17 protein-coding genes are annotated in these 18122 nt (G+C 58.9%); 10 read left to right on the top strand and 7 right to left on the bottom strand.

Annotated elements, in window-relative coordinates:
- Positions 1-3 precede the first annotated feature (3 nt).
- Complete coding sequence (locus MEB48_RS06885) at positions 4-780, top strand: IclR family transcriptional regulator (RefSeq protein ID WP_237883066.1); 777 nt, start codon at positions 4-6, stop codon at positions 778-780.
- A gap of 305 nt (positions 781-1085) precedes the next feature.
- A complete protein-coding gene (locus MEB48_RS06880) occupies positions 1086-2015 on the top strand; it encodes a DMT family transporter (protein ID WP_237883064.1) in 930 nt (309 codons plus the stop codon).
- On the opposite strand, the gene MEB48_RS06875 is transcribed toward MEB48_RS06880, so the two are convergent.
- Positions 2005-3342: an MFS transporter gene (locus MEB48_RS06875; protein WP_442969065.1), complete on the bottom strand. Its 1338-nt coding sequence runs from the start codon at positions 3340-3342 to the stop codon at positions 2005-2007. The genes MEB48_RS06880 and MEB48_RS06875 overlap by 11 nt on opposite strands.
- Before the next feature lie 489 nt (positions 3343-3831).
- On the opposite strand from MEB48_RS06875, the gene quiC reads away from it, so the two are divergent.
- Entirely contained in the window at positions 3832-5733 is a 1902-nt protein-coding gene (gene quiC / locus MEB48_RS06870; RefSeq protein ID WP_237883062.1) for a 3-dehydroshikimate dehydratase QuiC, read from the top strand.
- Between the two features lie 101 nt (positions 5734-5834).
- Positions 5835-6512, top strand: a complete 678-nt coding sequence (locus tag MEB48_RS06865) for a TetR family transcriptional regulator (protein WP_237883060.1) — start codon at positions 5835-5837, stop codon at positions 6510-6512.
- A 74-nt stretch (positions 6513-6586) separates the two neighbouring features.
- Here MEB48_RS06865 and MEB48_RS06860 read toward each other — a convergent pair whose 3' ends face one another.
- From MEB48_RS06860 to MEB48_RS06850, 3 genes are all read right to left on the bottom strand, one after another.
- Positions 6587-7441 (bottom strand): shikimate dehydrogenase, encoded by an 855-nt coding sequence (locus tag MEB48_RS06860; RefSeq protein WP_237883058.1) that lies wholly within the window; start codon positions 7439-7441, stop codon positions 6587-6589.
- Positions 7438-7887, bottom strand: coding sequence for a type II 3-dehydroquinate dehydratase (gene aroQ / locus MEB48_RS06855; RefSeq protein WP_237883056.1), 450 nt, complete (start codon positions 7885-7887; stop codon positions 7438-7440). The genes MEB48_RS06860 and aroQ overlap by 4 nt, the downstream gene beginning before the upstream one ends.
- A 178-nt stretch (positions 7888-8065) precedes the next feature.
- Positions 8066-8977, bottom strand: a complete 912-nt coding sequence (locus tag MEB48_RS06850) for a LysR family transcriptional regulator (RefSeq protein ID WP_237883054.1) — start codon at positions 8975-8977, stop codon at positions 8066-8068.
- Between the two features lie 261 nt (positions 8978-9238).
- Between MEB48_RS06850 and MEB48_RS06845 the strand changes: the two genes are divergently transcribed.
- Together MEB48_RS06845 and MEB48_RS06840 are read left to right on the top strand one after the other, a co-directional pair.
- Positions 9239-9667 carry a DUF4160 domain-containing protein gene (locus MEB48_RS06845; protein WP_237883052.1) on the top strand — a complete coding sequence of 143 codons (429 nt, stop codon included), beginning with the start codon at positions 9239-9241 and terminating at the stop codon, positions 9665-9667.
- Positions 9664-10110: a DUF2442 domain-containing protein gene (locus tag MEB48_RS06840; RefSeq protein WP_237883050.1), complete on the top strand. Its 447-nt coding sequence runs from the start codon at positions 9664-9666 to the stop codon at positions 10108-10110. Before MEB48_RS06845 ends, MEB48_RS06840 begins: the two co-directional genes overlap by 4 nt.
- A gap of 54 nt (positions 10111-10164) precedes the next feature.
- Here MEB48_RS06840 and trmA read toward each other — a convergent pair whose 3' ends face one another.
- Together trmA and MEB48_RS06830 are read right to left on the bottom strand one after the other, a co-directional pair.
- Entirely contained in the window at positions 10165-11244 is a 1080-nt protein-coding gene (trmA, locus tag MEB48_RS06835) for a tRNA (uridine(54)-C5)-methyltransferase TrmA (RefSeq protein ID WP_237883048.1), read from the bottom strand.
- Positions 11241-12536 (bottom strand): NCS2 family permease, encoded by a 1296-nt coding sequence (locus MEB48_RS06830; protein ID WP_237883046.1) that lies wholly within the window; start codon positions 12534-12536, stop codon positions 11241-11243. Before MEB48_RS06830 ends, trmA begins: the two co-directional genes overlap by 4 nt.
- 226 nt (positions 12537-12762) lie before the next feature.
- Here MEB48_RS06830 and MEB48_RS06825 point away from each other — a divergent pair, with 226 nt between their 5' ends.
- Both MEB48_RS06825 and MEB48_RS06820 read left to right on the top strand, forming a co-directional pair.
- Positions 12763-13218, top strand: coding sequence for a DUF4879 domain-containing protein (locus MEB48_RS06825; protein ID WP_237883044.1), 456 nt, complete (start codon positions 12763-12765; stop codon positions 13216-13218).
- A 67-nt stretch (positions 13219-13285) separates the two neighbouring features.
- Positions 13286-13837, top strand: a complete 552-nt coding sequence (locus MEB48_RS06820) for a DJ-1 family glyoxalase III (protein ID WP_237883042.1) — start codon at positions 13286-13288, stop codon at positions 13835-13837.
- Positions 13838-13858: 21 nt separating this feature from the next.
- On the opposite strand, the gene MEB48_RS06815 is transcribed toward MEB48_RS06820, so the two are convergent.
- Positions 13859-15097, bottom strand: a complete 1239-nt coding sequence (locus MEB48_RS06815; RefSeq protein ID WP_237883040.1) for an MFS transporter — start codon at positions 15095-15097, stop codon at positions 13859-13861.
- A 571-nt stretch (positions 15098-15668) separates the two neighbouring features.
- Between MEB48_RS06815 and MEB48_RS06810 the strand changes: the two genes are divergently transcribed.
- The gene (locus MEB48_RS06810) at positions 15669-17111 is read left to right on the top strand and encodes a cytochrome ubiquinol oxidase subunit I (protein ID WP_237883038.1); all 1443 of its coding nucleotides are present in this window, start codon (positions 15669-15671) and stop codon (positions 17109-17111) included.
- Between the two features lie 3 nt (positions 17112-17114).
- Positions 17115-18122 carry a cytochrome d ubiquinol oxidase subunit II gene (gene cydB / locus MEB48_RS06805; protein WP_237883036.1) on the top strand — a complete coding sequence of 336 codons (1008 nt, stop codon included), beginning with the start codon at positions 17115-17117 and terminating at the stop codon, positions 18120-18122.

Raw genomic sequence — 18122 nt, 5'->3', positions numbered from 1 at the left:
CCCATGGCCGGCAGTCAGATCGAACGTGTTTTCAGCGTATTGGAAAGCCTTACCAGTGACCCTCGCGGCCTGCCGATGCAAGCGCTGGCAGAGCGACTGGATATCCCCAAAAGCGCGACCCATCGCTTGCTCGCCGAGCTGATCCGGCTGGGCTACGTGCGGCAGAATCCGGAGAACTTGCGTTATCACCTGTCGACCAAACTGGTGGCCATGGGTTTCCGCTACCTGTCGAGTAGCGGCGCGGATATCGTGCAACCGGTGCTGGATCGCCTGGCCGAGGAAACCGGTGAACTGGTGCGCCTTGGGGTGATCGAAGGGGAGCGGCAAATCTGGATCGCCAAATCCCAGGGCGCCCGTTCCGGCTTGCGTTATGACCCGGACATGGGCCGCGATGCGCCATTGTTTTACACCGCATCGGGGCATGCGTGGCTGGCGTGCATGAGCGATGCCGAGGCCTTGTCGCTGGTGGAACGCCAGGGTATTGACCGGCCCAAGGACCTCGGGCCGAACGCACCACGCTCCAACATCGAATTGCTCGAACGCCTGCGCCTGGCCAGGGAACAGGGCTATGCCTGGGTCGAGGAAAGTTCGGCGGTAGGCACGTCGGCGATTGCCGCGGTGGTGCGGCATCCGGGTGATGGCCGGGTGATCGGCGTACTCAGCATCGCCGGGCCGAGTGCGCGGATGCCGGGGGCGCGTTTGCATGAATTGGCGCCGCTGTTGTTGAAATTTACCGAGGAGTTGTCGGCGGCGAGTCTGGCGTCTGAGTTGTTCGTTTAATTCAACCCAGAAAAACAGCGTGGGAGCGCTATACGAATCTGTGCGCTGATCGAACACTATTTGTCGTTACTCCTGTGAGAATCTGGAACCGGGTTCTAAATTGTTTGGGTTCAATCCCAACAATTCACAAATCGCGGAAGTCCGTAGGAGCGAGCTTGCTCGCGAAAGCGGTAGGTCAGGCGACATCAATGTTGACTGTACTGCCGTCTTCGCGGGCAAGCCTCGCTCCTACAGGGGTTGCGCTTCTGACTGGTATTAAGGCTTGCCCGCGAGCTTTTGATCTCAAGACCCCAAGGGAATACCCCATGACCCTCAGCACTCCGCTTTCCGGTGTCAATCAGCCCTTCAAAGGGATTCTGCTGATCGTCGTCGCCACCTTCCTGTTTTCCAGCCACGACGCTTTGTCGAAATACCTCTCGGGGTTCTACCCGGTGATCATGGTGGTCTGGGCTCGCTATGTCATTCACACGTTGCTGATGGCCGGGATTTTTCTGCCGCAGTCCGGGTTGCGTGTCCTACGGACCAAACGGCCATTGCTGCAACTGTTGCGGGCGTTGTGCCTGCTGGGAACCAGTTTGCTGTTCACTACCGGTTTGCTGTTCATCCCTTTGGCCGAAGCCACGGCAGTCAACTTTCTCGCACCGGTATTGGTGACGGCGCTGTCGGTGCCGCTGCTGGGTGAACAGGTGACGCGCGGGCAATGGCTGGCGGTGATTTGTGGATTTATCGGGGTGTTGATCATCGTTCATCCTGGCGGCGAATTGTTCACGCCAGCGGTGTTGCTGCCGTTCTGCTCGGCATTGTTTTTCTGCTTCTATCAGTTGCTCACCCGTAAGCTCAGCGAAATCGACAGCCCGACCACCAGCAACTTTTTCGCCGGGCTGTGCAATACGTTGGTGATGAGCGCGCTGGTGCCGTTCTTCTGGCAAGTCCCAAGCTTGGGTCATGGTTTTATGATGGTGGCGCTGGGGGCGTGTGGGATGACGGCGCATCTGTTTCTGACCCAGGCCTTCCGTCACGCCGCGCCCGCACTATTGGCGCCGTTCGGCTATTGCCAGATTGTCTTTGCAGGTTTGCTGGGTTGGTTGTTGTTTTCTCACACGCCGACCCTGACCACGGTGGTCGGGATCGCGGTGATTTGTTGCAGCGGATTGGCGGCAGCCTGGCAACAACGAAGGGTAGGAGAGGGCAGGCCTGGAATCAGGCCTGCCGAAGGAACGGATTTCAGTCAGTGACGGTAGGAATCTTGCGCGGTGCCATGAAGTACATCCAGGTCAGCGCGATGAAGTACATCGCCGGAATCATGGTGAACAGCACGGTGTAGTTGTTGTTGGTGACCGTCAGAATGTGGCCGACCAACTGGGTCATGAACATCCCGCCGATCGCCGCGCACATCCCGCCGAAACCGAACACCGTACTCATCATGTGCTTGGGCGTGTAATCCATCACCAGGCTCCAGATGTTCGCGGTCCAGGCCTGGTGAGCACCGATGGCCAGGGAGATGGCAAACACCGCGACCCACAGGCTGCTCGAGCCCGCGGCCATGACCACGCCGATGATGCAGCAGGCGAACAGGAACATCGACATCAATCGCGCCTTGATCGGGTTGACCCCGCGACCGATCAGGAACGAGGACAGGATGCCGCCGCCGACACTGCCGAAGTCGGCCGTGAGGTAGATGATGATCAGCGGGATACCCATCTGGGTCACGTTGATCCCCAGGTTGTATTGCTGATTGAGGAACGGCGGCAGCCAGTACAGGTAGAACCAGAACACCGGCGCGGTGATCGAGTAGGCGAGGGCGAAGGCCCAGGTGCCACGCATGCGCAGGATGCGTGAGAACGGCACGCGGGATTGTTCTGGCTCGACTTCCTTCTGGATGTAGTCCAGTTCCGATTGTTTGACGCTTGGGTGATCTTCCGGGTTGAAGTATTTCAGACCCCAGAACAGCAACCAGATGCCGCCCAGCGACGCCATGCACAGGAACGCGGCTTGCCAGCCCCAGGCGTGCAGAATCAGCGGCAGCAGCATCGGCGTGAACATCGCGCCGACGTTGGTCCCGGCGTTGAAGATACCGGTGGCCACGGCACGCTCGCCGGCGGGGAACCACAATCGGGTGGTTTTCACGCAGGCCGGGTAATTCGCTGCTTCGGTCAAGCCGAGAATGAACCGGCAGACCATGAAGCCCACCGCCGAAGTGGCCAGGCCGTGGGCGCCGGTCGCCAGGCTCCAGAGCAGCACCGCGCAGAAGAACACGCGTTTAACGCCGACCCGGTCGATCAACCGGCCCTGCAGCACAAAGCCGATGGCGTAGCCGACCTGAAACCAGAAGTTAATGTTGGCGTAGTCCATCGCCGTCCAGCTCATTTCCTTGGCCAGGATCGGCTGCATGACGCCCAGGGCAGCGCGGTCGATGTAGTTCAGAGTGGTGGCGAAAAACACCAGCGCCAACATCCCCCAACGGGTTTTGCCGACGGCCATGGCGCCGCGGATTTTATCGCCGATGCCGCCAGTGGCGACGCCCATGGCCGGAGCCACGCGAGAGCTTTGAGAAGGAATCATGTGTGTGTGCCATCCGTTCAATGACCGACAGGCGAGGCTTGTCGGGACTTCAAGGGCGCGTGATCAATCGGAGCGACAGGCGCGGTGTGATTGATCGGCTGAGGTGTTTTCGTCGGACTGACGACAACGGGTTATTCAGCGAGCGGCACGGGTCGGCCGAGCGAGCGCAAGGTTCGGATGGATGCCAGGTACGGCGTGAGGGCGGTGGAGCAAGCAAACAAGGCGTTGAATGAGCGCATGAGCGTATACCCGTTTTTGAAATTTTTATGTGGTGTTCAGGGTCTTTGGTAACCGAGTCCATGGGGTGTGGCCGGACTCAATGTGGTGTCGATGTTGCGCAGTGGACGAAAAATCGTCAATTCGCCAACCGCCATTGTGTTCGATAATCGCCCGCAAAACTAACCGGGTAGTACACTTTGAATTGCTGTGTGGATTCGTCAAGCCAATAATTTGCCCAACAAGAATGTCCCCACCACCGGGAGTCGAAATATGCAGCGTTCCATTGCCACCGTTTCCTTGAGCGGCACCCTGCCGGAAAAACTCGAAGCCATCGCCGCCGCCGGTTTTGACGGGGTGGAGATTTTCGAGAACGACCTGCTCTACTACGACGGCAGCCCACGGGAAATCAGACAGATGTGCGCCGATCTCGGGATCGCCATCACGCTGTTTCAACCTTTCCGGGATTTCGAAGGATGCCGCCGCGATCGCCTGCCGCGCAATCTGGAGCGGGCCGAGCGCAAGTTCGATTTGATGCAGGAATTGGGTACCGACCTGGTGCTGGTATGCAGTAACGCCTCGGCCGATTCGATCGGTGATGAGCAGATCCTGATTGATGATTTGCACCAGCTCGCAGAGCGGGCCGGTAGTCGTGGCCTGCGGATTGGCTATGAAGCGCTGGCCTGGGGCCGGCATGTGAACACGTATCAACAGGTGTGGAATATCGTTCGCCAGGCTGACCATCCGAGCCTCGGCGTGTTGCTGGACAGTTTTCATACGCTGTCGCTCAAGGGCGACCCAAGCGCCATCGCCGAGATTCCCGGCGACAAGATTTTCTTCGTGCAAATGGCCGACGCGCCGATCCTGGCCATGGATGTGCTGGAGTGGAGCCGGCATTTCCGCTGTTTCCCGGGCCAGGGCGAATTCGATCTGCCAGGGTTCCTCGCGCCCATCATCAAGAGTGGCTACACCGGGCCGCTGTCGCTGGAAATCTTCAACGACGGCTTCCGTGCCGCACCGCCACGGGCCAACGCTGCCGACGGTTTTCGTTCGTTGCTGTATCTGGAAGAGAAAACCCGTCAACGTCTGGAACAGGAAGCCAGGCCCGCAGCCAATCACGACATTCTGTTCGACACCCCAAGCGCCAGCGAATACAACGGCATCGAGTTTCTTGAATTCGCCGTGGATGAAAGCCTTGGCGCCAAGCTGGCCCATTGGCTTGAGCGGCTGGGTTTCGTCAAGGCCGGCCAACACCGTTCCAAAAGCGTCAGCCTGTTGCGTCAGGGCGATATCAACCTGATCCTCAACTCTGAGCCTTATTCCTTCGCCCACAGTTTTTTCGAGGCCCACGGTCCGTCGCTGTGCGCCACCGCCGTGCGGGTCAAGGACAGCGCCAGTGCGCTGGCGCGTGCCGTGGCTTACAAAGGCCAACCGTATCGTGGACTCGTTGGCCCCAACGAGCTTGAACTGGCAGCGGTGCGTGCGCCGGACGGCAGCCTGATTTACCTGGTGGACCAGCACGCCGACGTCTACGGCACCGACTTCAATCTGCAATCGACGGCCGTGGCCAGCGGTGGCCTCAAGCGCATCGACCACATGGCAATGGCATTGCCCGCCGATAGCCTCGACAGTTGGGTGCTGTTCTATAAAAGCCTGCTGGATTTCGAAGCCGACGATGAAGTGGTATTGCCCGACCCATATGGTTTAGTGAAGAGTCGTGCATTGCGCAGCCGTTGCAGTTCGATCCGCCTGCCGCTGAACATTTCCGAGAACCGCAACACCGCCATCTCACACGCGTTGTCGAGTTATCGCGGTTCCGGTGTGCATCACATCGCTTTTGATTGCGACGACATCTTTGCCGAAGTCAGCCGCGCCAAGGCGGTGGGCGTACCGCTGCTGGATATCCCGCTCAACTACTACGATGACCTCGCCGCGCGGTTCGACTTCGACGATGAGTTCCTCAGCGAGCTGGCCTATTTCAATGTGCTCTACGACCGTGATGCTCAGGGCGGCGAGCTGTTTCATGTGTACACCGAGCCGTTCGAAGGGCGGTTCTTCTTTGAAATCATCCAGCGCAAAAACGGCTACGTGGGTTACGGCGCGGCCAACGTGGCAGTGCGACTGGCGGCCATGGCCAAGTCGCGAAATGGTGGCGTTCGTCAGGCAAAGTTGTAGGAAAAACGTAAACACGGGTACAAAACCGCTGCCGCGCAGCTTCCTTCACTGCGCGTGGCGGCCCATAATCTTCCGCTTGTGCAGTGATGGCCGTGAGCCCAATGACAATAATTTCAGAACTCTCCGCAGCGTCCGAAAAGCCAATTGCCGAGCCTCGCAAGAGTCGCAAGAACAACCCGGAAAAAACCCGCGAGAACATCCTTCAAGAGGCCATTGTCGAGTTCGTTCAGCAGGGACTTTCCGGTGCGCGCGTCGATGCAATCGCCGAGCGAATCCACACCTCAAAACGCATGATCTATTACTACTTCGGTAGTAAGGAACAGCTCTACGTCGAGGTGCTGGAGAAACTCTACGGAGATATCCGCAACACCGAAAACCGTTTGCACCTGGCTGAACTGGCGCCAGTAGAGGCGATTCGGCGCTTGGTGGAATTCACCTTCGATCACCATGATCGCAACGTCGATTTCGTGCGTATCGTCAGCATCGAGAACATTCACAACGCCGAGTATGTGAAGCGCTCCGATGCGATCAAGGCGATGAACAACACCATCCTCGATTCACTGGGCGAGATCTTGCGGCGCGGAGCCGAAACCGGTGTATTCCGCAGCGGTCTCGATCCGCTGGATGTGCATCTATTGATCAGCTCGTTTTGCTTTTATCGCGTGTCGAACCGTCATACCTTCGGTGAGATTTTTCAGATCGACTTGCCGGACGAAAGCATCAAGCAGCGTCATCGGGAGATGATTTGCGAGTCGGTTTTGCGATACCTGCAGGCCTGACGCCTTCGCGGGCAAGCCTCGCTCCTACAGATCACGCGACCTGTGTGGGAGCTAGGCTTGTCCGCGAAGGCTTTTCAACCATTCATGCTCTGAAAATGCGCCAGCATCCGCTGAGCATCCGGCACCACCCCGCTGAACAGTTCAAACGCCTTCACCGCCTGAAACACCGCCATGTTGCCACCATCTAGGGTTCGGCAACCCAGCGCACGAGCGTTGCGCAGCAGTTCGGTTTCCAGTGGGAAGTAAACGATCTCCGCCACCCACAACTGTGCCCGAAGCAGTTCCACCGGCACGGGCGTGCCCGGCAGTTTTTTCATGCCCATCGGCGTGGTATTCACCAGTCCGTCAGCCTGACCCAGCGTGCCTGGCAAGTCATGACCCGCCACGGCGCGGCCAGCACCGAAATGCTGATTGAGGTTGTTCGCCAGCGACTGAGCGCGACTTTGATCCACATCGAAAATGCTCAGCAGCTGTACGCCTTCGCTCAATAGCGCGTGGGCCACTGCCGCGCCTGCGCCACCGGCGCCCATTTGCACCACACGCTCACGGGCAACGTCCTTCAAACCACGGCGAAACCCTTCGGCAAAACCCAGGCAATCGGTGTTGTGGCCGATGCGTTTACCGTCCTTCAGCACCACCGTATTCACCGCGCCAATACCGCGAGCCTCTGGCGACAATTCGTCAAGCAACGGGATGATCGTCTGCTTGCACGGGAAGGTGATGTTCAGTCCGGTGAAATTCATCCGTTCGGCGGCCATCAGCAGGTCGGGCAGGGCGCTGCTGTCGAGTTTCAATTGATCCAGATCGATCAACCGATACAGGTAACGCAAACCCTGCGCATCGCCTTCATGCTCGTGCAGCGCGGGGGTGCGGGAAGCCTGAATGCCGGCACCGATCAGCCCGGCCAGTACCACGGTGTTCTGGGTCATGACGCTAAACCTTTCAAACGTTGGCTGAAATGCTCCAGCGCCAAACGATAGCCGTGGCTGCCGAAGCCGCACATGACCGCCGTGGCGATGGACGAAACAAAGGAGTGATGCCGGAAGGGTTCGCGGGCATGGACGTTGGACAGGTGTACTTCGATCACCGGTAGTTCGCTGCCAATCAGGGCATCGCGAATGGCCACCGAGGTGTGAGTCCAGGCAGCCGGGTTGATGACGATCCCGGCGCAGCGGCCTCGTGCAGCATGAATCCAGTCGAGCAGTTCGCCTTCATGATTGGTCTGACGAAACTCCACTGTCAGGCCGAATTCTTCGGCAGCACGACCGCACAACGCTGAAATGTCCGCCAGGGTTTCGTGGCCATAAGTTGCCGGTTCACGGGTACCCAGCAGGTTCAGGTTCGGGCCGTTGAGCACCAGAACGATAGGGGACATCGGGTTTCTCCACATATTATTTTTGGCATTGGCCGAGGGTTTCAGCCTGTGGAGAGAAATTGTACTAACTGGTTAATAAGGTCAATTGAAGAGGGCGTCAGGCCTGGATTATTTGTGCGGTGATCGGACAGAGACAAAAAGATCGCAGCCTTCGGCCACGCCTACAGGTGCGATCTTTTCAGCGCGGCAGATGCTCAACCAGAAAATCGATAAACGCTCTTAGCCGCAACGGCACATGGCGGCTTTGCGGATACAGCAGAGTGAAAGGGCGGGACCGCCCGCCATAAGGTTTGAGCACTTCCACTAGCGAACCGTCCGCCAGTTCCTTTTCGACGATGAAGCGATAGGTTTGAAAGATCCCTGCGCCGCTTTTTGCGAGCGTCACGCCACCCAATACGTCATCGGAACAGCAGTAGTTGCCCTCGGCCAAAATCTCCAGCGGCACGCCGTTGTCGTTGAACAGCCAGGCAATCCGCCGGCCGCTGCTGGGCAGTTCGTACTGAATGCATTCGTGCTGAGCCAAGTCATCCAGCGTCTGCGGGGTGCCGGCGCGCTGCAGGTAATCAGGGCTGGCAATCATCACCAGCGCGGCGTCCTCCAACGGCCGGGCAATCAGCCCGGAGTCGGGAATGGCTCGCACGCGGATTGCCATGTCATAGCCTTCGCCGACGAAATCAATGTTGCGATTGCTGATGTGCGCCTCGACTTTCACGGCGGGAAAGCGCGCCCGAAACGCAGGCAGCAAGGGCAGGATGCGATGGTGGGCATAGGTCGTGGGAATGCTGATGCGCAAGGTGCCAGAGGGTTCCTGCTGCTGCCCCATCACCTCGCGTTGGGCTTCGACCAGTTGTGCGAGAGCCTCGCGACATTCTTCGAAATAACGCCGGCCACTGTCGGTCAGCTTGACGCTGCGGGTGGTACGCGCAAACAGCCGCACACCCAAACGTTCTTCCATGCGCGACACCGAACGGCTGACGGCGGCCGGGGTCACGCCCGCCACCAAGGCCGCGGCGGTAAAGCTGCCAGCTTCGGCGGCCAGGCAAAATAGTTCGATACTGCCTAATTGAAGATCGTCGAAATGCCGCTGCATGATTGATTACGCCGGGGATCAAATGAAGTGTCTGAATCTGTATTTATCAAATAAGAGTGCATAAATACAGCGCCGGGTTCAGCACCGTTCAGGTTGGTAATGAAAGGATTGCTTACTCTTTTTTGCCTTGATTGGCAGAGCCCGATCGACCTGGAACGCTAGGCTCAAACGTGGCCAGCTGATCAAACGATCGGCGCCAGTTATCGGATTCTTCAAGGAATGGCGAATCTTCGAACTCTATAACCTAACGGATGGGTTAGCATGAACGTATGCCGCTACAAAGGGTTTTCACTGGTGGTCATGTTGCGTAATGAGCATTGCCCGCCACACGTTCACGTCGACGCAGGCACATGGAGCGCGCGCTTCAGGTTCAGCTTCTGGCACAACGGTGTCGAGCTATGGGATGTCGTTCCTCATTCGCATCGACCTCCTTTGGCTGTGCTGGAGGGATTGCGTCAGGCGCTCAGGCAACCTGCTCATCTGCGGCGAGCCCGTGGCATCTGGTGGAACAAACTGCAGACGGCCTGCCTCGACAATCACTTATGGGATTGGCAGGGCAATGAAGTGGTCGTGATGAAGTGGATTGGCAGCACGACTTACATGATTGGTTCGGCTCGCTATGAGCCGGAGAGCAACAAGACCCTATTGACCCTGATGGGAGCACCGGAGGGTGTGGAGATCGAATTATGAAAACGATAAACGCAAAAATGCAGGTCGATCACCCGGTGACCGAAGGCGCTCTGGACGAAGCGATCGAGCGTGGTGGGGCACGCCGTCGTGCCGGATTGAATGCGACGACGGTGATCTTTCTTGATCCATGTCTCGCCGTCGGTTTCGAGGATGGTAGCGGTGTGTTGTTGCCAGTAAAAAACTATCCGGAGTTCGATGGTTTTGAGACTGAGGATTTCGCCGGGCTGAAAGTCGGTTTTGCCGGAGCCGCGCTGTGTCATGAAGACAAGGATTTGCAGGTGTCCATCGCCGGTCTGATTTCGGCGAGCAAACCGCTGATGGATATGGCAGCCTCGGTGATCGCCTCGCGCAATGGCCGTCAGAGCAGCGCGGCGAAGGCCGAGGCTGCGCGGGCCAACGGCAAGAAGGGCGGTCGCCCGCGCAAGGTCGATGCGGCTCGTTGATCGCCCACAAAAAAGCCGTCCAGTGGACGGCTGATTTGTAGGTGGAGGCTGCGATCAACGACGGGTCAACAACACCCCGGACTCCATGTGATGGGTCCACGGAAACTGGTCGAACATCGCGCATTGGGTAATGCGGTGGGTGTCGTGCAGTTGGGCGATGTTGGCCGCGAGGGTTTCCGGGTTGCAGGAAATGTAAAGGATGTTGTCGAAGCGTCGGGTCAGTTCGCAGGTGTCCGGGTCCATGCCGGCGCGGGGCGGGTCGACGAACACGCTACCGAACTCGTAGCTCTTGAGGTCGATGCCGTGCAGGCGGCGGAACGGGCGAACTTCGTTCAGGGCTTCGGTCAGTTCTTCGGCAGACAAGCGCACCAGCGTGACGTTATCCACCGCGTTTTCGCTCAGGTTGCTGAGTGCTGCATTGACCGAGGTCTTGCTGATTTCGGTGGCCAGCACCTTGCGCACGCGGGTCGCGAGCGGCAGGGTGAAGTTGCCGTTGCCGCAATACAGCTCCAGCAAATCGTCGGAGCGATCGCCGAGGGCGTCATACGCCCAGTTGAGCATCTTCTGGTTCACCGTGCCGTTGGGTTGGGTGAACGCGCCTTCCGGCTGGCGATAGCTGAAGGTGCGGCCACCGACTTCGAGTTTCTCGACCACGTAATCGTGACCGATCACTTCGCGCTTGCCTTTCGAGCGACCGATGACGCTGACGTTCAGCTCGGCTGCCAGTTTCGACGCCGCTACGTGCCAGTGCTCGTCCAGCGGGCGGTGATAGCACAGGGTGATCATCGCATCGCCGGCCAGCGTGGTCAGAAACTCCACCTGAAACAGCTTGTGGCTCAGGGCCGCACTCGCTTGCCACGCCGCCTTCAGCTGCGGCATCAACTGGTTGATGCGCCTGCTTGCGATCGGGAACTCTTCGATCAGGATCGGCGTGCGTTTGTCTTCCTGGGAAAACATCGCGTAATGGCGCTCGCCGGCTTCTCGCCACAGGCGGAACTCGGCACGCAGGCGAAAGTTTTTCAGCGGCGAATCGAACACTGCGGGTTCGGGTGCTTCGAATGGGGCCAGCAGGTCGCGCAGGCGCGTGACCTTTTCTTCGAGCTGAACGGCGTAGGCCTGGGAGTCAAAAGTCATGCGTTGAACCAACCCAATTTGATCACGAACAGAATCGACAGAATCACCAGCGCCGAATTCAACTCACGGCCGCGACCGGACAACAACTTGATGGCCGTCCAGGCGATGAAACCGAAGGCGATGCCGTTGGCGATGGAATAAGTGAATGGCATGGCCAGGGCGGTGACCACGACCGGTGCGGCGACGGTGATGTCGTCCCAGTCTATTTCGGCCAGGCCGGATGTCATCAGTACGGCGACGAACAGCAAGGCAGGCGCGGTGGCGAAGGCTGGAACACTGGCCGCCAATGGCGAGAAGAACAGCGCCAGCAGGAACAGAATCGCGACCACGATGGCAGTCAGGCCGGTGCGGCCACCGGCACTCACGCCGGCGGCGGATTCGATGTAGCTGGTAGTGGTCGAGGTGCCCAGCAAGGAACCGGCCATGGCCGCGGTGCTGTCGGCGATCAGGGCGCGGCCCATTTTCGGCATGTGGCCGTCCTTGCCCATCAGGCCGGCGCGCTTGGCAACGCCGATCAGTGTGCCGGAATTGTCGAACAGGTCGACGAACAGGAAGGCGAAGATCACGCTGACCAGACCGATGTCCAGTGCGCCTTTGATGTCCAGTTGCAGGAAGGTCGGGGCCAGGGACGGAGGCATCGACATCACGCCACCGAACGGGGTGAAGCCCATCACGATCGAAACGATGGTCACCGCCAGAATACCGATCAGCACCGCGCCGCGTACTTTCAAGGCTTCAAGCGCAACGATCAGGGCAAAGCCGAGGGTCGCGAGAATCGGCGCCGGTTGCTTCAAGTCGCCGAGGCCGACCATGGTGGCCGGGTTGCTGACGACGATGCCGGCGTTGTGCAGGGCGATCAGTGCCAGGAACAGGCCGATACCGGCGGCGATCGCCGAGCGTAGCGCCAGCGGGATGCTGTTGATGATCCATTCGCGGATGCGGAAGATCGACAGCAGGAAAAACATCACCGCCGAGATGAACACCGCGCCCAGCGCCACTTGCCAGGTATGGCCCATGTGCAAGACCACGGTGTAAGTGAAGAAGGCGTTCAGACCCATGCCCGGCGCGAGGGCAATCGGGTAGTTGGCGATCAGGCCCATGGTGGCCGAGCCGATGGCGGCTGCCAGACAGGTCGCAACGAACACCGCACCCTTGTCCATGCCGGTCTCGCCGAGAATGCTCGGGTTGACGAACAGAATGTAGGCCATGGCCAAAAAGGTCGTGACGCCCGCCAGAATCTCGGTCCGCACGTTGGTGTTGTGTGCCTTGAGTTGAAACAGCCTTTCCAGCATGTCTGCTCCCCGTGGCGCGCCCGGCGCCGTAAATGTATCGACCTCAACAGCAAAGCACAGACCGCTGCAAGCGCCTGGTAATTTTCTATGGGTCGGAAAAAGCCGCGCATCATACCAGCAGCGTGGGGCTATGGCTGCTTATGGCTGCGATCGTCGTCGATGTTTTGCACAAAAGGGAACTGCGCCATACTGCGAGCTGTTTTTTTGGGGGAGGGAGGGGGTAGCTATGTATTGCATTAATAAGCGTGTGATGGCGGCATTCGGGTTGCTGTTCACCTGTTTCATCGGCGCGCAAACAGCCATTGCGGCCACGGCGCCACCGTTGAGCCAGGTAGAGGTACTCAAGGTCGAATCGCCATCCTGTGGATTTGAAAATATTGCGGCCGCTCAGGACCAGACGCGCTGCAATCACAGTGGCCCGAACATCAAGGTCTACGTGCTGGAGGTCGGCTACGGTCGCGAGCCTCAAGTCGCACTGGACGGATTCAAAGTGGGCGGCACCCGAACCCCTGTCTGTGCTTTTGATACCGGCAACCTGACCGAGTGCTCCGCCGGGAAAAAAACCGTCGGCTATCTGTACATCTTCAACCTGGCGGGCAAGCAGGACGGCATATTCACGTTCAGCAACACTTCGATCAACGCACCCGGCAATACGCTGTCGACGCAGCTTTACATCAAGTAACGGCTGGCCTCGAACAAGGGTCAGGAAAGCTGACTACGCTTTAAGGATCATCCTGTGGACCGCGCCCATGACCTTTAGAGCTCTGATTACCCTCGCCGAGGGCATCGACGATCTGCAAACCGTGAATCTGATCGATGTGCTGCGCCGCGCCAAGGTTGAAGTGGTAGTGGCCAGCATCGAGGCACGGCGCATGCTCACCTGCGCTCGCGGCACCCGCTTGACCGCCGATGCGATGTTGGTGGATTTGCTCGCCCAACCCTTCGACCTGATCGTGCTGCCTGGCGGTGCCATAGGTGCGCAGCATTTGGCGGCCCACCAACCTCTGCAGCAATTGATCAAGGACCAGGCCGCCGCCGGGCGCCTGTTCGCCGGTATTGCCGAATCGCCGGCGCTGGCGTTGCAAACCTTTGGCGTTTTACGTCAGCGGCGCATGACCTGCCTGCCCACGGTCAGCAATCAACTGTCGGGCTGTAACTTCATCGATCAACCGGTGGTGGTCGATGGCAACTGCATTACTGCCCAGGGTTCAGGCGCCGCGTTGGAGTTTGCGCTGACACTGGTGGAGCAACTCTGCGGCAAAGCCACGCGGTCGACGGTGGCGGGGGAGTTGGTGGTTTAAAGAGTGCCCTGAACAACAACGTCAGGCCCTGACCTCTTCCACCGGCACATGCATGCGGTCGCGGTTGGCCAGAGTCGGAAACAATTTGATCCAGACCCCGGTCACCATCAGCGTGCCGATGCCGCCCATGACCACTGCCGGCACCGTGCCGAACCAGTGGGCCGTCAGGCCGGATTCGAACTCGCCAAGCTGATTCGAAGCGCCGATGAACAAGCCATTCACAGCGCTGACCCGGCCGCGCATTTCGTCGGGGGTTTCCAGTTGCACGAAGGAGGCGCGGATCACCATGCTGATCATGTCTGCCGCGCCCAATACCACCAGTACGGCGAGGGAAAACCAGAACGAAGTCGACAGACCGAAAGCGATGGTCGCCACGCCGAATACACCCACGGCCGTGAACATGACTCGTCCGACGTTGCGTTCCACGGCAAATCGCGCCAGGAACAGGGACATCAGTAGTGCACCCACTGCCGGGGCCGAACGCAGCAGGCCCAGACCCCACGGGCCGGTCAGCAGAATATCTTTGGCGAACACCGGCAGCAGCGCAGTCGCGCCACCCAGCAGGACGGCAAACAGATCCAGAGAAATCGCCCCGAGAATGTCCGGGCGACTGCGAATGAAGCGGATGCCTGCCAGCAGCGAATCCAGGGTGGCCTTGCCCTTGTTCAGTGGTGTCTGCCGCGCCGGCAGGTTGAGCATCAGCGCACAAGCGATGAGGTAAAGGATCACCGTCGGGCCGTACACCCAGACGCTACCGAAGGCGTAGAGCAAACCCCCCAGTGCCGGGGCGACGATGGTTGCTGATTGTTGCGCAGATTGCGCCGCGGCAACGGCACGGGGGAACAACGCGCTGGGCACGATGCTCGGCAGCAAGGCCTGAGTCGTCGGCATTTCGAAGGAGCGGGCGGCACCGAGCAGGAACGCGAGGATGAAGATCATTTCCCGGGTGACATGGTCGGTTGCACTGCCGATAACCAGCGACAGGGCGATCAGCGCTTGCAGGGACTGACAGATCGCCGCGACCTTGCGCCGGTCATAGCGGTCCGCAACATGCCCTGTGTGCAGCATGAACAACACCCGCGGAGCAAACTCCACCAAACCTACCAACCCCAGATCGAGCACATTGCCAGTCAGTTGATACAGATTCCAGCCGATGGCCACCGTGAGCATCTGAAAACCGCTGGCGGTAAACACCCGAGCCAGCCAGAACGCGATAAACGGACGGTGATGACGTAACAGCAAGGGCGCTTGGTTGGGCATCTGAAGGCAGGTCTGGGGAGATGGAAGGGCGAGATTATCACCGACCTGTAACCAGAGGTTGCAGGCCGGAAAGATTTAGTTAGCTAGACACCGATCCATGGAACGTACGAACCCCCTGTGGCGAGGGGCTTGCCCCAATACCAGTCAGTAAGGGTAAATCGGACCTGTAGGAGCCAGGCTTGCCGGCGAAGGCGTCCTTAAGAGTGCCTTCGCCGGCAAGCCTGGCTCCTACGAAAAGCGGTTCCTTCGCTTAACTGACTATTAGGGCAAGCCCCCTCGCCACAGTTAGTCACCCACCCAAAAAATGCATTTCATGTCGTTGCCAAACCCATGAGGCAACCTGTCACGCGGCAAAAGACCACACCGTCCATCGGTAAAAATGCGACTACTCTTTCAACGTTGCTTGATCCAGATCAAGACCCTTCGTGGAAATGATCCGGTTGCCAGATGGCCAGATTCCCTACGTTGTGATGACGGTAAAAAAACAACGAATCCGAATTCGCCATATCCGTGGGGGCAGTGGGTGCAGGCCGCAAGCCTTCAGCCAGTATTACCTGACAGAGGAAGACTTATGTTCGGTTTGGAGGCACTCGATCTCGCCCGGATTCAGTTCGCATTCACCATTTCGTTTCACATCCTGTTCCCGGCCATCACCATTGGCCTGGCGAGTTACCTGGCGGTGCTCGAAGGCCTGTGGCTGAAGACGCACAACGACACTTACCGCGATCTATACCATTTCTGGTCGAAGATATTTGCCGTCAACTTCGGCATGGGCGTGGTTTCCGGTTTGGTCATGGCCTATCAGTTCGGCACCAACTGGAGCCGTTTCTCGGACTTCGCAGGTTCGGTGACCGGGCCGTTGTTGACCTATGAAGTGCTCACCGCGTTCTTCCTCGAAGCCGGTTTCCTGGGCGTCATGCTGTTTGGCTGGAACAAGGTCGGGCGCAAGCTGCACTTCTTCGCTACCGTCATGGTGGCCATCGGCACCCTTATTTCCACCTTCTGGATTCTGGCCTCCAACAGCTGGATGCAGACCCCGCAAGGCTACGAAATCGTCAACGGCCAGGTCATTCCAGTAGACTGGCTGGCGATTATTTTCAATCCGTCGTTCCCCTACCGGCTGTTGCACATGTCCACGGCGGCCTTCGTTGCGACCGCTTTCTTCGTCGGTTCGTCGGCGGCCTGGCACTTACTGCGCGGCAAGGACAACCCGGCGATCCGCACGATGCTCTCGATGGCGATGTGGATGGCACTGATCGTGGCGCCGATTCAGGCGGTTATCGGTGACTTCCACGGCGTCAATACGCTCAAGCATCAACCGGCGAAAATCGCTGCAATCGAAGGCCACTGGGAAAACGTCGGCGATGAACCGACCCCGCTGATCCTGTTCGGCTGGCCGGACATGAAAGCCGAGAAAACCAGATTTGCCGTGGAGATTCCGTACCTCGGCAGCCTGATCCTGACCCATACCCTGGACAAGCAAGTACCAGCGCTCAAGGAATTTGCGCCTGAAGACCGGCCGAATTCGACCATCGTCTTCTGGTCGTTCCGGATCATGGTCGGCCTGGGCGTGCTGATGATCTTCACTGGTTTGTGGAGCCTGTGGCTGCGCAAACGCGACAAGCTGTATACCTCGCGTCCGTTCCTGTACCTGGCGCTATGGATGGGCCCGTCCGGCCTGGTCGCGATTCTCGCCGGCTGGTTCACCACCGAGATCGGCCGCCAGCCGTGGGTGGTCTACGGCTTGATGCGCACGGCGGATGCGTCCTCCGGGCACAGTTTCGTGCAGATGAGCATCACCCTGATCATGTTCGTTGTGGTGTATTTCGCGCTGTTCGGTGCCGGTCTGGGCTACATGATGCGCCTGGTGCGCAAAGGGCCGAAGATCGACGAAGGCAAGGAAACCAACGAAGGTGGTCCTGGCCAGCAACGCACACCGGCCCGTCCGCTGTCTGCAGCCGACGACGACAACGGTGAAGGCGAATACAGCCGCAGCCTGAACAAGGAGATTTGAATCATGGGTATTGATCTTCCGCTGATCTGGGCCGTGATCATCATCTTCGGCATCATGATGTACGTGGTCATGGACGGCTTTGACCTGGGGATCGGGATTCTCTTCCCGTTCATCAAGGGCAAGAGCGACCGCGACGTCATGATGAACACCGTCGCCCCGGTCTGGGACGGCAACGAAACCTGGCTGGTATTGGGCGGCGCGGCATTGTTCGGCGCCTTCCCGCTGGCCTATTCGGTAGTGCTCTCGGCGCTGTATCTGCCGCTTATTTTCATGCTGATCGGATTGATTTTTCGCGGTGTGGCTTTCGAATTTCGCTTCAAGGCCAAAGACGAAAAACGCCATCTCTGGGACAAGGCATTCATCGGTGGCTCGATTGCCGCAACCTTCTTCCAGGGTGTGGCGTTGGGTGCGTTCATTGATGGGCTACCGGTGGTCAATCGTCAGTTTGCCGGCGGTTCACTCGACTGGCTGACACCGTTCACGATGTTCTGCGGTGCGGCGCTGGTGGTGGCTTATGCATTGCTCGGTTGCACCTGGCTGATCATGAAAACCGAAGGCAAGTTGCAGAAGCAAATGCATGACCTGGCGCGGCCATTGGCGTTCGTATTGCTGGCGGTGATTGGCATCGTCAGTATCTGGACGCCGTTGGCCCACGCTGATATTGCTGCACGCTGGTTTTCCCTGCCGAATCTATTCTGGTTCTTGCCGGTGCCGATTCTGGTGCTGGTGACCTTGTACGGTCTGATTCGCGCGGTGGCCCGCAATGCGCATTACACGCCGTTCCTGCTGACCCTGGTGTTGATCTTCCTCGGCTACAGCGGTCTGGGTATCAGCCTGTGGCCGAATATCGTGCCGCCGTCGATCTCGATCTGGGACGCCGCCGCACCGCCGCAAAGCCAGGGCTTCATGCTGGTGGGTACGCTGTTCATCATCCCGTTCATCCTGGGTTACACCTTCTGGAGCTACTACGTGTTCCGCGGCAAGGTTACCCACGAAGATGGTTACCACTAG

The sequence above is a fragment of the Pseudomonas sp. PGPR40 genome, assembly GCF_022014505.1.
Lineage (GTDB): Bacteria > Pseudomonadota > Gammaproteobacteria > Pseudomonadales > Pseudomonadaceae > Aquipseudomonas.
The sequence above is the reverse complement of the archived record's forward strand: the minus strand, read 5'-3'. Positions and strand labels throughout refer to the sequence as shown.